General features: G+C 68.2%; 12 protein-coding genes. 1 reads left to right on the plus strand and 11 read right to left on the minus strand.

The genetic code is table 11. The features are described from left to right. Positions 1–52 precede the first annotated feature (52 nt). The 11 genes from DOM66_RS07515 to hexR form a co-directional block, all read right to left on the minus strand. Positions 53–1,102: a siderophore-interacting protein gene (locus DOM66_RS07515; RefSeq protein WP_110689739.1), complete on the minus strand. Its 1,050-nt coding sequence runs from the start codon at positions 1,100–1,102 to the stop codon at positions 53–55. Positions 1,103–1,293: 191 nt separating this feature from the next. Beyond that, entirely contained in the window at positions 1,294–1,905 is a 612-nt protein-coding gene (locus tag DOM66_RS07520; RefSeq protein WP_110673819.1) for a superoxide dismutase, read from the minus strand. Positions 1,906–2,202: 297 nt separating this feature from the next. Beyond that, on the minus strand, positions 2,203–3,093 hold the full coding sequence (locus DOM66_RS07525; protein ID WP_110673818.1) for a ZIP family metal transporter: 891 nt from the start codon (positions 3,091–3,093) through the stop codon (positions 2,203–2,205). A 7-nt stretch (positions 3,094–3,100) separates the two neighbouring features. Further along, on the minus strand, positions 3,101–3,829 hold the full coding sequence (gene cysZ / locus DOM66_RS07530) for a sulfate transporter CysZ (protein ID WP_110673817.1): 729 nt from the start codon (positions 3,827–3,829) through the stop codon (positions 3,101–3,103). A gap of 103 nt (positions 3,830–3,932) precedes the next feature. Further along, positions 3,933–4,685 (minus strand): phosphate signaling complex protein PhoU, encoded by a 753-nt coding sequence (gene phoU, locus DOM66_RS07535; protein WP_110673816.1) that lies wholly within the window; start codon positions 4,683–4,685, stop codon positions 3,933–3,935. 173 nt (positions 4,686–4,858) lie between these two features. After that, a complete protein-coding gene (gene uvrD / locus DOM66_RS07540) occupies positions 4,859–7,084 on the minus strand; it encodes a DNA helicase II (protein ID WP_110673999.1) in 2,226 nt (741 codons plus the stop codon). A 167-nt stretch (positions 7,085–7,251) separates the two neighbouring features. Beyond that, on the minus strand, positions 7,252–7,815 hold the full coding sequence (locus tag DOM66_RS07545; RefSeq protein ID WP_157958761.1) for a ZapG family protein: 564 nt from the start codon (positions 7,813–7,815) through the stop codon (positions 7,252–7,254). Between the two features lie 290 nt (positions 7,816–8,105). Further along, positions 8,106–11,417: an error-prone DNA polymerase gene (locus DOM66_RS07555; RefSeq protein ID WP_110689740.1), complete on the minus strand. Its 3,312-nt coding sequence runs from the start codon at positions 11,415–11,417 to the stop codon at positions 8,106–8,108. Next, the gene (locus DOM66_RS07560) at positions 11,414–12,823 is read right to left on the minus strand and encodes a Y-family DNA polymerase (RefSeq protein WP_110689741.1); all 1,410 of its coding nucleotides are present in this window, start codon (positions 12,821–12,823) and stop codon (positions 11,414–11,416) included. Before DOM66_RS07560 ends, DOM66_RS07555 begins: the two co-directional genes overlap by 4 nt. Positions 12,824–12,827: 4 nt before the next feature. After that, a complete protein-coding gene (imuA, locus tag DOM66_RS07565; protein ID WP_223161921.1) occupies positions 12,828–13,484 on the minus strand; it encodes a translesion DNA synthesis-associated protein ImuA in 657 nt (218 codons plus the stop codon). Positions 13,485–13,888: 404 nt separating this feature from the next. After that, positions 13,889–14,755 (minus strand): transcriptional regulator HexR, encoded by an 867-nt coding sequence (gene hexR / locus DOM66_RS07570; RefSeq protein ID WP_110673811.1) that lies wholly within the window; start codon positions 14,753–14,755, stop codon positions 13,889–13,891. 345 nt (positions 14,756–15,100) lie between these two features. Between hexR and DOM66_RS07575 the strand changes: the two genes are divergently transcribed. Continuing rightward, on the plus strand, positions 15,101–15,289 hold the full coding sequence (locus DOM66_RS07575; protein ID WP_106419030.1) for a PA3496 family putative envelope integrity protein: 189 nt from the start codon (positions 15,101–15,103) through the stop codon (positions 15,287–15,289). Positions 15,290–15,363: the final 74 nt, after the last annotated feature.

The following is a 15,363-nucleotide window of genomic DNA, read 5'->3' on the forward strand; positions in this document are numbered from 1 at the left end:
GCCCGAGCTTCGTCTGAAAGATCGGCGAGCACAGACATTTTTCAGATGAAGCTCAGCGTTTCCAGTAGCCCGTGACCAGATGCTGCCCCTTGGCCAGCGCGAACTCGCTCTTCAACCGCTTGCGCAGGCGCTGGCTGACCTCGGCCTCGCCGGCGAACCACACGAAGCGATCGCTGTCCGCCGCCGGCAGCGCCGCGATCACTGCACTGGCGAGCTGGGTGCTGGGGGCATGGCCCTGGCAGCGGTAGCACCAGTGCAGGTGCGCACCGGGATGGGCCGGCAGCGTGAGCCGGTCCGCCGGCGACTCGACCTCCAGCCACGCCTCGATGCGCGCCTCGGCAGGCAGCGTCTCGAGCAGGCGCGAGATCGCCGGCAGCGCGGTCTCGTCACCCGCCAGCAGATAGTGCGCGGCGCTGGCGACGCCGCGCCCGTAAGGCCCGGCCATGCCACAGAGATCGCCGGGGCGGGCACGGCGGGCGAAGTCGCCGCCCGGCCCCGGTGCCGCGTGCAGCAGGAAGTCGATCTCGACCTCGCCGTGCTCGCGATCCAGGCGCCGGATGGTGTAGTAACGGATCGCCGCGCGCACCGCTTCCGGCGGCCACAGGGTGGCCCCCTCCGCCGTCGGCCGGGGCCACTGCGGCCGCTCGAGGCCCGGAGGCGGAAAGTGCAGCCGTACGTGCCACTCCTCGTCATTATCAAAGCGCGCCAGATCTTCTCCGGCCAGGGTCAACCGGCGCATGCTCGGCGACAGCGCCTCGCTCTTGACCACCCGCATCTCGCGGAAGTTGGCGAAAGTCGGCGCGGCGACGACATCGCCATGCCAGTGCAGCGGCACCGCGTTGTCGCCGGCGAACTGCGCCGCATAGTGCTCGATCACGCTGCGCAGCGTCTCCAGGCCATCGCGGGTGGCGGCAAACGCCTCCAGGCGCAGGCCGACCCGAATGCGGGTAAAGCTCGCCTCGCCCCCGGGCAGCTCGACCACGATGCTGGCGGCATCGCTGCGATAGCCGACATCGTACTCATCAAGAAAAGCTCGCAGCCGCGATTGAAAATTATTTACATCGGTGAGCGTCAGTGTGGCGTCGCAGCGAAGTGCAGTCATGGTGTCTAACCGTCAGCGGGATGGAGCAGAAAGCGCGAGGAGAAAACGACGCAGGCCGGCGGGCGCCGACACGTTCGATAGACTAGCAGACATGGTACCGGGATACAGGCCCCCAACTCAGCATGCCCCCGTCGAGACGGGGGCATGGCAGGATCACACGGCCCGGCTGGGTGCCGGGCACGGTGGGCCGATCAGGCAGTCGCTTCGGCGTAGCGACGGTTGACCTCATCCCAGTTGATGACGTCGTAGAAGGCCGAGATGTAGTCCGGACGCTTGTTCTGATACTTCAGGTAGTAGGCGTGCTCCCACACGTCCAGACCCAGGATCGGCGTCAGGCCGTCCATCAGCGGGCTGTCCTGGTTGAGGGTGTTGATGACCTTGAGCTTCTTCTCCGGGGTCACCACCAGCCACGCCCAGCCGCTACCGAAACGACCGGTGGCCGCCTTCTTGAACTCCTCTTTGAAGTTCTCGTAGCCGCCGAGTTCGCTGTCGATCGCTTCGGCGACCTTGCCGGTCGGGGCGCCGCCGCCATCCTTGGACATCACGGTCCAGAACAGCGAGTGGTTGGCGTGACCGCCACCGTTGTTGATGACCGCCTGGCGCTTGTCCTGCGGCACCTTGTCGATGTCGGCCATCAGCTTGTCGACCGGTACGTCTTCCAGGCCGGTGCCTTCCAGCGCGGCATTCAGGTTGTTGACGTAGGTCTGATGGTGACGAGTGTGGTGGATCTCCATCGTCATCGCATCGATCTTGGGTTCCAGCGCGTCGTAGGCGTACGGCAGTGACGGTAAGCTATGAGCCATGATCAAACTCCCTTTCTCAAGAGGCCTGTGCCCGACGTGGGCGCCTCGCGGGTGAATAAAAATAGTGAGCAGCGCGCAGCGGTGTCAAGCTGAGCTGCACCGCCTGGCGCCCTGCTCTTTGATGCTAACTTGCTGATGTTTGATGCCTTTTACAAAGCCGCCCGACGCGGAGCGACTTGGCAAAAACCTCGTCTCACATCACCTACATGGCGTGCGCCAGGGGCGCTTTCAACCCCTGCCCCTGGGGTTTTTTTCCGTAAGCGCGCCGGGCGGCCGTGCACCGCCACCGAATGCGTCTCACAGCACCTGGGTGAACACGAACATCAGCATGAACCCCAGCAGCACGCCGGCGGTGGCGAAGCTCTCGTGGCCCTTGCGGTGCGACTCGGGGATCACCTCGTGGCTGATCACGAACAGCATGGCACCGGCGGCGAAGGCGAGCCCCAGCGGCAGCAGCGCCGAGGCCAGATTGACCGCCAGCGCGCCGACGATGCCGCCGATCGGCTCCACCAGGCCGCTGATCAGCGCTGCCAGCAGCGCCATGCCGCGGGAGTAGCCGATGGCGATCAGGCCCAGCGCCACGATCAGCCCCTCGGGCAGGTTCTGAATACCGATGCCCAGGGTCAACGCCAGCCCGGCTGAGACGTCACCGGTGCCGTAACCGACCCCCACCGCCACGCCCTCGGGGAAGTTATGGATGGTGATGGCCAGCACGAACAGCCAGATACGCCGAATCTGCAACGCATCGGCACCGCTCTGCTTGCCCAGGGCGAAGTGTTCATGGGGCAGCAGGCGTTCGATCGCCAGGATGGCGACCCCGCCCAGGGTCATGCCGGCGCAGACGATGGCCAGCGCCAGGCCCTGGCTGCGGCTCAGCGTCAGCGCCTCCTCGAATCCCGGCAGCATCAGCGAGTAGGCGGTCGCCGCCAGCATCACGCCGGCGCCGAAGCCCATCAGCGAATCCTCCAGACGCTGACCGATACGCCGCAGCAGCAGAATCGGCAGCGCCCCCACCGGGGTGAACAGCCCCGCGATCAGACTCGCCAGGATGCCCGCCTGGACATTCCCCAGCGCCGCGAAGCTCTCGTGCAGGCCGGTGAGAGAGACCGCCGCCAGGAGGATGGCGGCGACCAGCAGGAGCATACCGAGGCCACGCTGCCAGCTCACAACGTCACGCAGATCCGACATATCGACCTCAACGCGCCGCGACGGGAAGGGAGCGGTAGTAGCGGTCCCACAGCATCACCCCACCGGCGACACCACCCGGCAGCAGCACCAGATTGAGCAGCGGCACCCAGGTCGCCAGTGACATGCAGCCGCCGTAGGTCAGGGTCGGCCACCAGCGCGCGCGCAGTCGCCGACGCATATCGGTGAAGGCGACCTGGTTGTTGTCCATCGGGTAGTCGAGATACTGGATCGCCATCATCCAGGCGGAGAACGCCGCCCACAGGAAGGGCGTGATCAGGTTGAGGCCGGGCACGAAGCCGAGCAGAAACAGCAGCGCCATGCGCGGCAGCAGGTAGCCCAGCTTGACCAGCTCGCGCCCTACCGCGTCGACGCCGGTCTTGATCCAGCCGCGTTCGTCACTGGGCGGACGCCCGGTCAGGCGGGTCTCCACCTTTTCGGCCAGAAAGCCGTAGAAGGGTGCCGCGATGAGGTTGGAGACCAGGGTGAAGGTGAAGAACACCATCAGCACCAGCACCACCACCAGCAGCGGCCAGATCAACCACTCCAGCCAGTCGAGCCAGCTGGGCACCTGGCGCATGCCGTAATCGAGCCAGCCGCCGAAGTTGCCGATCAGATAGTAGATGGTGCCGCCGTAGAGCAGCAGGTTGACCACGATAGGGCCGATGACGAAGCGCCGCAGGCCCGGCTCGAGTACCAGCCGGGTCCCACGGACGATCGCTTGCAGGGAGTAGATCATTCGAATTCCGCCATCCGGACAGTGCGTTGCAAGATCGACAAGCTAACACAGTCCGCGCCCCCGAGAAGCTACCCTGGCGTCACGGCGAGGGCGATCGCCCGGCTCAGCTCTGGTCGGTTTTGTCTGACTGACCGCCCTGGCTCAGGGAGGCGGGATCGAGCTTGTCGATCGAGGTGTGGCGGATATCGTGGCCCTTGACCAGATAGACCACGTGCTCGGCCAGGTTGTCGGCATGGTCGCCGATCCGCTCGAGCGCACGCAGTACCGTCATCACGTTGAGGATGCCACTGATCGAACGCGGATCTTCCATCATGAAGGTGGAGAGCGAACGCATGGCGGAGGTGTACTCGGTATCCACCGAGTCATCTTCCTGCAGCACGCTCAGCGCCAGCTCGGTATCGAAGCGAGCGAAGGAGGTCAGGGCGTCGCGCAGCATGCGACGCACGTGCTCGCTGATGTGGCGGATCTCGACGCTGCCCTGGGGAATGCGCCCTGCGTCGATCAGATCGATGGCGTTGCGCGCGATCTTGTTGGCCTCGTCGCCCATGCGCTCGAGGTCGTTGGTGGCACGGATCACCGCGATCACCAGACGCAGGTCGGAGGCCGCCGGCTGGCGCCGGGCCAGGATGCGCACGCACTCCTCGTCGATCTTGAGCTGCAGCTCGTTGACGCTGGTGTCGTTGTCGCGCACGAGGGTCGCCAGCGTACTGTCCCCTTCGAGCAGCGCGGAGATGGATTCCTGCAGCTGCTTCTCGACCAGACCGCCCATGGCCATCAGTTGGCTCTTGAGCGCTTCGAGATCCTGGTTGAACTGCTGCGAGATGTGCTGGCTGTGGGTATCGCTGGTGATATCCATCGAGGACTCCGAAAGGACGAGACGTCAGGGCGATGGCCGTAGGCGGACGTCGTGGGCGTATTACGACCTATCGCAGCATGGTGCCGCGACTTTATTGCAGGTATATGACACCGACAGAAGGCTCGGGTATACGACACCACACGCCTTCGCCACTCAGCGCCCCGGCCTGGCGCTCATAGCGGCGTCAGCTTGGCAAAGCCCAGCACCAGCCACTTGTCGCCTTCACCCTCGAAGCTGACATGGACCCGGGCGCGGGCGCCCTCGCCTTCGGCATCCAGGATTACCCCTTCGCCGAACAGCGGATGGCTGACGCGCTGCCCCAGGGACAGCGAGGGCAGCTCGTCGCCGCCCTCGACGCGCTGCTGGCGCGCCGCGCCGACGTTCGGCCGCGACGTCACCGGACGCGACACCTGGCCACGCAGGCGGATCTCCTCGAGCAGCGCCTCGGGGATCTCGCGCAGAAAGCGCGACGGGCGTGCCATCGTCTCGCGGCCGTGGAGGCGGCGAATCTCGGCGTAGGTGAGATAGAGCTTGCGCATCGCCCGGGTCAGGCCGACGTAGCAGAGCCGGCGCTCCTCTTCGAGCCGCCCCGGCTCCTCCAGCGACATCTTGTGCGGGAACAGGCCCTCCTCGACCCCAGCGACGAAGACCACCGGGAACTCCAGCCCCTTGGCCGAGTGCAGCGTCATCATCTGCACGCAATCCTCGAACTCGTCGGCCTCGTGATCGCCGGCATTGAGTGCCGCCTCGGCCAGGAACGGTTCCAGCGCCGCCGCGCCCTCGCCGGCCTCCTGCAGGTCGATCGGGTTGCCCTCGCTCTGCTGGAAGGCGCGCGCAGCGTTGACCAGCTCCTCCAGGTTCTCGACCCGCGCCTGGCCCTTCTCGCCCTTCTCGTTGCGGTGATGCTCGACCAGCCCGGTGAGCGTGATCACGTGATCGATGATCTCGTGCAGCGCCATCCCCGCGGTGTCGTTGTCGAGGCGTTCGATCAGCTCGGCGAAGGCGTTGACCGCGTTGCCGGCACGCCCCTTGAGGGTGGCATCGCCAAGACTGTCATGGAGCGACTGCCACAGTGACACCCCGGTGTCGCGGGCGCGCAGGCGCAGGATCTCGACCGTGCGCGTGCCGATGCCCCGCGCCGGCACGTTGATCACCCGCTCCAGCGAGGCGTCATCCTCGCGGTTGAGCAGCAGGCGCAGATAGGCCAGGGCGTTCTTGATCTCGAGCCGCTCATAGAAGCGCTGGCCGCCGTAGATACGGTACGGCACGCCGCTGCGGATGAGTGCTTCCTCGATCACCCGCGACTGGGCGTTGGAGCGGTAGAGCACCGCCATTTCGCGCCGGGCGTGGCCGTTGCGGTGCTGCTCGTTGATGGTGTCGACGATGAAGCGTGCCTCGTCGAGATCGTTGAAGCCGGCGTAGACCGAGATCTTGTCGCCGGCGTCACCGTCGGTCCACAGCTCCTTGCCCATGCGCCCGGTGTTGTGGCTGATCAGGGCGTTGGCGGCATCCAGAATGGCGCTGGTGGAGCGGTAGTTCTGCTCCAGACGCACCGTGCGCGTGTCGCTGAACTCGGTCTCGAAGCGGCGGATGTTCTCGACCCGGGCGCCGCGCCAGCCGTAGATCGACTGGTCGTCGTCGCCGACCACCGTCATGCAGGCGCTATCGCCATCGCTCTCGGTGCCCGCGAGCAGCTTGAGCCAGGCGTACTGCAGGGTGTTGGTGTCCTGGAACTCATCGACCAGGATATGCCCGAAGCGCTCGCGATAGTGCTTGAGCAGCGCCGCATTGTCGCGCAGAAGCTCCAGGCTGCGCAGCAGCAGCTCGCCGAAATCGACCAGCCCACCGCGCTCGCAGGTCAACTGATAGCGCTCGTAGAGATCGACCATCTGCGCCATGTAGGCATCGCCGTGGGTGGCGACCTGTGACGGGCGCAGCCCCTCCTCCTTGCAGCCACTGATGAAGTACTGCACCTGCTTGGGCGGGAAGCGCTCGTCGTCGACGCCGTGATCCCGCAGCAGGCGCTTGACCAGGCGCAGCTGGTCGTCGCTGTCGATGATCTGGAAGTGCTGCGGCAGGCGCGCATCGTGCCAGTGGGTGCGCAGCAGGCGGTGGGCGATGGAGTGGAAGGTGCCCACCCACAGGCTGCGCAGCGAGACGCCCTGCAGCGCCTCCAGGCGGGTCCGCATCTCGCGCGCCGCCTTGTTGGTGAAGGTCACCGCCATGATGGCGTAGGGCGAGACACCCTCAGCCTGCAGCAGCCAGGCGATGCGATGCACCAGCACCCGGGTCTTGCCCGACCCGGCGCCGGCCAGCACCAGCATGTTGCCCGGCGCGGCCGCCACGGCTTCGCGCTGGTTGGCGTTGAGGGAGTCGATGAGTGCCGAGACGTCGTCCATGGAGAGCTGCGAGACCTGCGGTTGGAGAAGCGGCCGGCGCGGCCACACGCAAGCCGGCACGCGCCCGGGGGCACGCACCGGCCAGCTAACAAGACGGCCGCGCAACGAGGTGTCAGTCTACCACAGCCGCCCCAAGGCCCGGCGCCACCCGAGGGCGCCGGCAGCGCTCAGCGCTTGGTCGCAGCATCCTCGGCGGCAGCGCGGATGGCGGCATCCTGCGGGCGCTCGGTGGCCGAAGGCGTGGACGAGCCCGGGGCCTGCTTGTCGGCATCCAGCGGCTTGCCGTGGTCGTGGGTGGTACCGGCAGGCCCAGCGCTGGCCTCGGCGGCGGCCTGGGTGGTCGGCGTGGCCTCGGCGCGGCGGGCGGCGCCTGCGTCGCTCTCTCTCTCGCTGTTGCTGTCGGAGGCCGTGCGCTGGCGGGTGATGGCTTCGGGCTTGGGCGGCGGCTCGATCACGGTTTCATGGTGCATATCGGCAAGTTTCTCGGCCCCCTTGGCCACGTGGTGGTACAGGTCGCGGTAGTCCTCGACCATGCGCGTCATGGTCGCCGAGACCTGCTCGAAGTGCTCACGCACCTCGTTCTTGTAAGCCTTCTGCTCACGATGCAGTTCGCGCATCGGCTCGGTGTTGTGCCCCCCGAGCTTGGCCCCCAGCCAGTAACCCACCAGCACCCCCACGGCCCCCACCGCCACGACGATCGCAATCCAGGGCCCTACGCCAATGCTCTCCATACTCCGCTGCCTCTCGGTTATCGATGAAATCGGGCGCTCGTGCCCCGGCCACAAGGGAAACGCTGAACACATCGACTAGCGAAATGAAGCGCAAGGCGCGTGGAACACAGAACACGATACATAACATGGGGTTAGGCGAGTGTTCGAGTACCACGCAACGCAGCGATTCGCTAGCGCAGGCATTGATGCAGCGTTTCTCAAGAGACCGGAGGCGAACGCGTATGGTTCCCTACCTAAGCATAATTCAGCCGCCTTCGGCCAGCCTGGCGGGCCGCGCCGAACACCTCGACTCAATGAAAATCCCGGCTATGTGGGGTGAGCCCATCGAGCAGTGGGCTGAGGTCGATCAGGCGCCGGGCAATGACATGGCGCACGCCCTGATGACTCTCGTGGCGACCCACCACCCGCAGCAGGCGCGCTTCCAGCAGCACGCGACGATAGCGCTCGGCGAGCCGCTTCCACACCACCACATTGACCAGCCCGAACTCGTCCTCGAGGGTCAGGAAGGTCACGCCCTTGGCCGAACCCGGGCGCTGACGCCCGATCACCAGCCCGGCCACATGGACACCGACATCGCCGGGCAGCGTGGCCAGGCGGCGTGAGTCCACTACCCCGCCGAGGCCGCGGGCGTGGCGCAGCAGCGCCAACGGGTGCGGCCCCAGGGTGGTGCCGACGCTGGCGTAGTCGGCGCGCACCGCCTCGGCCACCGCCATGGGCGGCAGCGCGATCGCCGCCTCCTCGACGTCGTGCTCGCCGAACAGCGGCAGCGTGGTCTCGATGCCGGCCACCGCCCAGCGCGCCTGGTGGCGATCGCCGACGAGCGCCGCCAGGGCCCCGGCATCGGCCAGCCGCGACATCACCGCCGGCTTGACCCCGGCGCGGGCGGCCAGCCGCGCTACGCTGTCGCAGTCGGGCGTATCGCGCGCCGCCAGCAGGCGCTCGGCATCGGCCTCGGCGAGGCCCTGGATCATGTGCAGGCCGAGGCGGATCGCCAGCTCGCCGGTGCTCTCAGGGGCGCACGCGTCCACCGGCTCCAGGGTGCTCTCCCACTGGCTCTGGCGGATGTCGACCGGGCGCACCTCGACCCCGTGGCGGCGGGCGTCCTGCAGCACCTGGTCGGGCGAGTAGAAGCCCATCGGCCAGCTGTTGATCAGCGCACAGGCGAAGATCGCCTGCTCATGGCACTTGAGCCAGCAGCTGGCGTAGGTGAGCAGGGCGAAGCTGGCGGCGTGGGATTCGGGGAAACCGTAGCTGCCGAAGCCCTTGATCTGCTCGAACAGGCGCTCGGCGAACGCCTGCGCGTAGCCCCGCGCCAGCATGCCCTCGACGATCCGCTGGCGGTGATGTTCGAGCCCGCCGTGACGCTTCCACGCCGCCATCGAGCGGCGCAGCTGGTCCGCCTCGCCGGGGGTGTAGCCAGCCGCTGCCACCGCCAGCGCCATCACCTGCTCCTGGAACAGCGGCACGCCGAGAGTACGCTCGAACACCGCCTTGACCTCCGCCGAGGGGTAGGTGATCGCCTCCTCGCCGCTGCGCCGCTTGAGATAGGGGTGCACCATGTCGCCCTGGATCGGCCCCGGGCGCACGATCGCCACCTCGATCACCAGATCGTAGAAGTTGGCCGGTTTCAGCCGCGGCAGCATCGCCATCTGCGCGCGGGACTCGATCTGGAACACCCCCAGGGTATCGGCGCGCTGGATCATGGCGTAGGTCGCCGCATCATCCGCGGGCAGGTCCGCCAGGCCGTAGTCGAGGCCGCGGTGGCGGCGCAGCAGGTCGAAGCTGCGCCGCAGCACCGTGAGCATGCCCAGGGCGAGCACGTCGACCTTCATCAGCCCGACCAGATCGAGATCGTCCTTGTCCCACTGGATCACGGTGCGCTCGGCCATGGCGGCGTTCTCCACCGGCACCAGGGTGTCGAGGGGGGCATCCGAGATGACGAAGCCGCCGGGGTGCTGGGAGAGATGGCGCGGAAAACCTATCAGCGTACCGGCCAGCACCAGCAGCCGCCGCAGCGGCGGCTCCTCGGGCACGAAGCCGTACTCGCGCAGGCGCGCCGCGTCGGGAATCGCATCGCTCCAGCGCCCGGCACAGCGGGCCAGCTGGTCGATACGCTCGGGGGCGAAGCCCAGCGCGCGGCCGATATCGCGGATCGCACCGGCGGCGTGATAGTGGCTGACCACCGCGGTCAGCGCCGCACGGTGGCGGCCATAGCGGCGGAAGACGTACTGGATCACCTCCTCGCGGCGGGCGTGCTCGAAGTCGACGTCGATGTCCGGCGGCTCGTTGCGCTCCGGCGAGATGAAGCGCTCGAACAGCAGCGCGGTGTGGGCCGGGTCGATCGAGGTGATACCGAGGGCGAAGCAGACCGCCGAGTTGGCCGCCGAGCCGCGTCCCTGGCACAGGATGCCGGCATCGCGGGCAAAGGCGACGATATCGTGCACGGTCAGGAAGTAGTGTTCGTAGCCCAGCGTGGTGATCAGCTCGAGCTCATGGTCGAGCTGGCGCTGCACCTTCTCCGGCACCCCCTCGGGCCAGCGCCACTGCGCCCCCCGGCGGGTCAGCTCGGCGAGCCACGCCGCCGGGGTATGCCCCGCCGGGACCACTTCGTGGGGGTAGGTATATTCGAGCTCGCCGAGATCGAAATGGCAGCGCGCCGCCAGCGCCACGCTCTCCGCCAGCAGCTCGGCAGGGTAGATCGCCGCCAGCGCCGCGCGGGTGCGCAGATGGCGCTCGCCGTTGGGGAACAGCGTGTCGCCGGCCTCGAACACGCTCTGATGCTGGCGGATCGCGGTCAGGCAGTCCTGCAGTGCGCGCCGCCCGCGGGCGTGCATGTGGACATCCCCCGCGGCCACCAGCGGGATCTTCAGCGTCGCCGCCAGCGCCCGCCAGCGGGCCAACCGGGCGCCATCGTCGAGCCCCTGGGCGAAGCCGTAGTGCAGCTCCGCCGCCAGCCACAGCCGCCCGGGAAAGTAGCCGGCGAGACGCGCGCCTGCCGCGAGCGTGGCGCTGTCGTCCGGCAGCCACAGCGCAAACAGCCCGGCGCCACCGTCGAGCGTGGCCAGGTCGGCATCGTAGAGACGGTACTCGCCCTTGGGCGCGCGGCCGCGAATCCGTGTCAGCAGCCCGCACAGCTGGGCGTAGCCGTGGCGATTCTCCACCAGCAGTACCAGCTTGAGGCCGCTGTCGCTGCGCAGCTCAGCGCCCACGATCAGGCGTACCCCGTGGGCGCTGGCGGCCTGCCAGGCGCGCACGATGCCGGCCAGGGTCGCCTCGTCGGTGATCGCCAGGGCGTGATAACCGAGCCGCGCGGCGCGGGCGAACAGTTCGTCCGCGGTGGAGGCGCCGCGCTGGAAGCTGAAGGCAGAGAGACAGTGCAGCTCGGCGTAGGCATTGGCCTCGTGAACTCGCTCTTCATAGGTGCCCGAAGCCGTGCCCGGGGGCGTTGTCTCGTCATAGGCGCCCGAAGCCGCGCCAGGGGGCGTTGCCCCGTCCTGGGCGCCCGCAGCCGCGCCGGGGGCCGCTGTCTCGTCGCCATTGACGGCCGCACCGGCATCGTTGGCGGCATCGCCGGATGGCGTCCAGGCAGGCGGCCGGCTCATCCGAACCACCCGTGCAGATGAAAGCCCTCGCCGCCGGGCTCGCGCCAGACCCAGGCGTGGCGGCCGTCGTGCCACTCGGCCAGATAGTAATCACGGCGCACGTCGTCGCCATCCCACCAGCCGCTCTCGATCCGCTCGGGCCCGGCCAGCAGCCGGGCGATGCCGGCCTCCGCCGGGGGCATCTCGGCGAGCAGCCAGCCGGGCCGTAACCGGGCCTCGGGGATATCGGTGGCGCGCGGCCCGGCGGCGGCGAACACCGCGGCTTCGGGGCGGTGCTCGCGGTGCTCGACCAGCGGCTTCAGCGCCGCACCACCCAGCCGCGCCACCAGGCGCTGATGCAGTGCCGCCCAGGCCTGGGCCTGACGCGCGGGGCCAGCCAGCAGCTCGCGGCGCACCGGCGCATAGGCGGTGAGCCGCGAGGCCGCCAGGGTCACACTCAGCACCGGCCCTTCGAGACGCACCCGCTCGAGCTGCGCGCGGGTCAGCTCGAGCAACGTCTCGGCCTCGCGCTGGGGCGCCAGCAACCCGATCTCGAAGCGCTGCGCCGGGCCGCCCTCCAGCCCCAGCACCAGGCTGAAACGCTCGATGCCGGCATCCTGACCGCGCAGGAAAGCGCTCAGCTCCTGCAGCAGGCGCTTGAGCGGGAAGGCCAGCCCGGCGATGGCGTGCACCGGGCGGTCGAACTCGAAGCTGCGCGAAAAGTGATGCGCCGGCCGATAGACCGTCAGCGCCAGCGGCCACTCACCGCGCAGCTCACCGAGATGACGCATCACGCCGCTGCCGAAGCGCCGCGCCAGCGCCGGACGCGGCAGCGTGAACAGCTCGCCGAGCCGGCGGAAACCGCTGCGGGACAGGGTCTGCACGCTCTCCGCCGCCAGCCCACTACGCGCCAGCGGCAGCCTCGCCAGCGCCGCTTCCAGCCCGGCCTCGTCCACCGCCAGGCCGTCGTGGGCGTTGACCAGCACCCGCGCCGCCGCCGGGTTGGGCGCCACCACCAGGCGGTGAGTGAAGCCCAGTGCGGCGAGCTCGCCACGTAGCCGCGCCTCGAACGCGGGCCAGGGTCCGAACAGCGCCAGACTGCTGGCGACCTCGAACACCAGCGCATGGGGATAGTCGAGACTCACCTGACCGCTGTAGGCGTAGGCCCAGGCGGCCAGACGCTGGCGCCAGCGCTCCACCGCCGCGGCCTCCAGCGGGGCGCAGCCCAGTTCGGGGCAGAGCGCCTCGGCCAGCCCGCGCGGCTGGCCGGGCTTGATCCCCTGGGCACGCGCGGCCTGGTTGGCGGCACGAATCCGCTGACGCGGCGGCGCCCCTTCGAGCAGGGCGAAGGGCGCCGCGGGGTCGTCGCGGCGACGCAGCGCCCCCTCCAGCGCCAGCCGCGGGAACAGCAGACAGGCCCAGCGCATGGCGTCACGCCCCCGCGCCGATGGCGATGCGGGTGGCGTGCGGCCACCCGCCACGACACTTGAGCACTTCCAGTGCCGGCGTGTGCCCCTCACCCGGGCCATGGAGGCGCAGGCGCAGCGCCGCTGGCGAAGCCTCGCCGACCCGCGTCAGCGGCCGATGCACGAAGCCCAGGGTGTCACCGCTCGCCGCCGCCACCTGCAACCGGCGCAGGGCGCGCGCATCGGCCTGCGGCAGCCACGCCAGCACCGCTGCACAGCAGCCGGCCCGCAGGCACTGCTCGGTGGCCCAGAGAGCTTCGCGCCCACTTACATCGAGCCAGTGGCAGTGGCCGAGCTCGACCCCGGCCTGCCGCCAGGCGGCCGGATAGGGCAGCGCCGGCGGCGCCACCAGCACCACCGGCCGCTGCTCCCGGGTCAGGCGTGCCAGCAGTGGCCACAGCAGCGCGAGTTCACCGCTGCCGGCACCGTCGGAGAGCAGCTCGCTGATCGCCCCGCGCGGCCAACCGCCCGCCGGCAGTGCCGCATCCAGCGCCGAGTGGCCGCTGGCGACCGCACTGGCAGGAGCCTCGGCGGCACTCTCCTGGGCACGCCAGACGACACGGCTATCGAGCAGCCGATCGAGCGCGCTCACCGCCCGCGGCCCCGGCAACGATAAAGACACGGGCAACGGCCGCTCACGGCGATGCAGCGGCAAACCCGGCAATGACGCTCAGACATGGGTGACGCCCCCTCCCCTGGCCTTCGAGGAGATAGTGTCGCTCACAACCCCGAATACTGTCTATATATACAGTATAAATGACCTCACTTTGCCCCGCGGTGGCGGCGTGCCAGCACCAACCCGGACCAGCCAGAGCGGAGCCGGCAGGCAGCCGCGCCCGGGACGCCACGCCGGCAGAGCGCGCATGAGCGAACGAAGACTGGGCGAACGAATGGACAAGACGGGCGCGAACCCCGGCAAGCGCCGGGGGGAGAGAAGGCAGAGAGGACAGCGTCCGAGGGTGTGGTGCCGAGAAAGCGGTGCAGAGAGAGCCGTGCAGAAAAAGCGGTGCAGAGAGAGCGTGCGCGTCAGGCCGAGGACGAGGGGGTATTGGGTACCCGCAGCGTGCCCAGGCTGCGCTTGATCGCCTTGAGCTGGTCGCTGATCTGCGGGCCGCGGTTCTTGGCCACACCCACCGCCAGCACGTCGATGGTCAACAGATGCGCAATACGCGAGGTCATGGGAATGTAGACCTCGGTATCCTCCTGCACGTCCACCGGCAGCACCAGGCTCACCTCATGGGCCAGTGGCGAATCGCTGGGGCACAGCCCGATCACCGTGGCGCCGGCCTTGACCGCGGTCTTGGCACTGGCCAGCAGCGCCCGGGTACGCCCGGTCTGGGAGATCGCCACCACCACGTCGCCGACCTTCAGCGTCGCCGCAGACATCGCCTGCATGTGCGGGTCGGCGTAGGCCGAGGTCTGGATCTGCAGGCGGAAGAACTTGTGCTGGGCGTCGGCGGCGACCACGCCGGAGGCGCCATAGCCGTAGAACTCGACCCGGTTGGCCACCGCCAGCGCGGCGATCGCCCGGCCGAGTGCGTCGTTGTCGAGGCTGTCGCGCACCTGCTCGAGGGTCTCGATGGTGGTATCGAAGATGCCGTGGGAGAACTCGGAGACGCTCTCGGCATCGGTCAGCGAGAACTGCGCGTACTGGCTGCCCTTGGCCATCATCTGGGCCAGCTTGAGCTTGAACTCCTGGAAGCCGGCCATGCCCATGGCGCGGCAGAAGCGCACCACCGTGGGCTCGCTCACCTGGGCTTCACTGGCGAGATCGGTGATCCGCATCAGGATCACTTCGTCGGGGTGGCGCAGCACGAAACGGGCGACTTTCTGCTCGGAGCGCCGCAGGCGACCCATATGCACACGCAGTTCGTCGAACAGCGAACGGCTCATGCCCGTCCCTCGTATCGCAGCATTATCGGTCTCGCTTTCGTGTGGGGTGGCTAGGGTCTATACGAAAACTGCCTGCGCTCGACAATACGGCGTTAAAAATCGGCTCAAAATGCTCATTTACACCCCGTAAACTCCGCTTTTTCGTCGATTTTTGCCTTATCTTGCCTTCGCTCGCCGACTTTTCGTACAAACCCTAAGTATGCCCCACTCGCCACGTGGGAGCACGCGCCCACCGGGCGCCGAAAAAGGGAAAAAAGTCGGGCGTCACGATCTTGTAAAGTTGGGTATAGTATGCATGTCGGGCACCTTAACCCGATGATCTGAGGATGCCAGGAGATTCGATCAATGAAGGACATTGAAAATCTTCACGCCCTGAAGAGCGAAATTTTCGACATTTTCATGCATCTAGAAGTCGACGAGCACGAACAGCGCAAGCGCCGCGCTGCGGTGCGCTACCTCAAGGCACGTCGCGGTATCGAACAGCGCGCCGAGAGACGCCGTCTGCAGCAGCGTATCGCCGAACTGCCCGACTAGGACGGTTCGTTCTACACATCAGGCGCCCCCCCTGCCGGGGCGCCTGCCCCTCTGGGGAGCGGCCCACAGCCGCT

Source organism: Salinicola endophyticus (assembly GCF_003206575.1).
GTDB lineage: Bacteria > Pseudomonadota > Gammaproteobacteria > Pseudomonadales > Halomonadaceae > Salinicola > Salinicola endophyticus.

Excerpts from the sequence above, each read along its gene's own strand:
- DOM66_RS07515 (WP_110689739.1), bottom strand. The coding sequence starts at position 1,102 with ATGACTGCACTTCGCTGCGACGCCACACTGACGCTCACCGATGTAAAT.
- DOM66_RS07520 (WP_110673819.1), bottom strand. The coding sequence starts at position 1,905 with ATGGCTCATAGCTTACCGTCACTGCCGTACGCCTACGACGCGCTGGAA.
- DOM66_RS07525 (WP_110673818.1), bottom strand. The coding sequence starts at position 3,093 with ATGTCGGATCTGCGTGACGTTGTGAGCTGGCAGCGTGGCCTCGGTATG.
- cysZ (WP_110673817.1), bottom strand. The coding sequence starts at position 3,829 with ATGATCTACTCCCTGCAAGCGATCGTCCGTGGGACCCGGCTGGTACTC.
- phoU (WP_110673816.1), bottom strand. The coding sequence starts at position 4,685 with ATGGATATCACCAGCGATACCCACAGCCAGCACATCTCGCAGCAGTTC.
- uvrD (WP_110673999.1), bottom strand. The coding sequence starts at position 7,084 with ATGGACGACGTCTCGGCACTCATCGACTCCCTCAACGCCAACCAGCGC.
- DOM66_RS07545 (WP_157958761.1), bottom strand. The coding sequence starts at position 7,815 with ATGGAGAGCATTGGCGTAGGGCCCTGGATTGCGATCGTCGTGGCGGTG.
- DOM66_RS07555 (WP_110689740.1), bottom strand. The coding sequence starts at position 11,417 with ATGAGCCGGCCGCCTGCCTGGACGCCATCCGGCGATGCCGCCAACGAT.
- DOM66_RS07560 (WP_110689741.1), bottom strand. The coding sequence starts at position 12,823 with ATGCGCTGGGCCTGTCTGCTGTTCCCGCGGCTGGCGCTGGAGGGGGCG.
- hexR (WP_110673811.1), bottom strand. The coding sequence starts at position 14,755 with ATGAGCCGTTCGCTGTTCGACGAACTGCGTGTGCATATGGGTCGCCTG.
- DOM66_RS07575 (WP_106419030.1), top strand. The coding sequence starts at position 15,101 with ATGAAGGACATTGAAAATCTTCACGCCCTGAAGAGCGAAATTTTCGAC.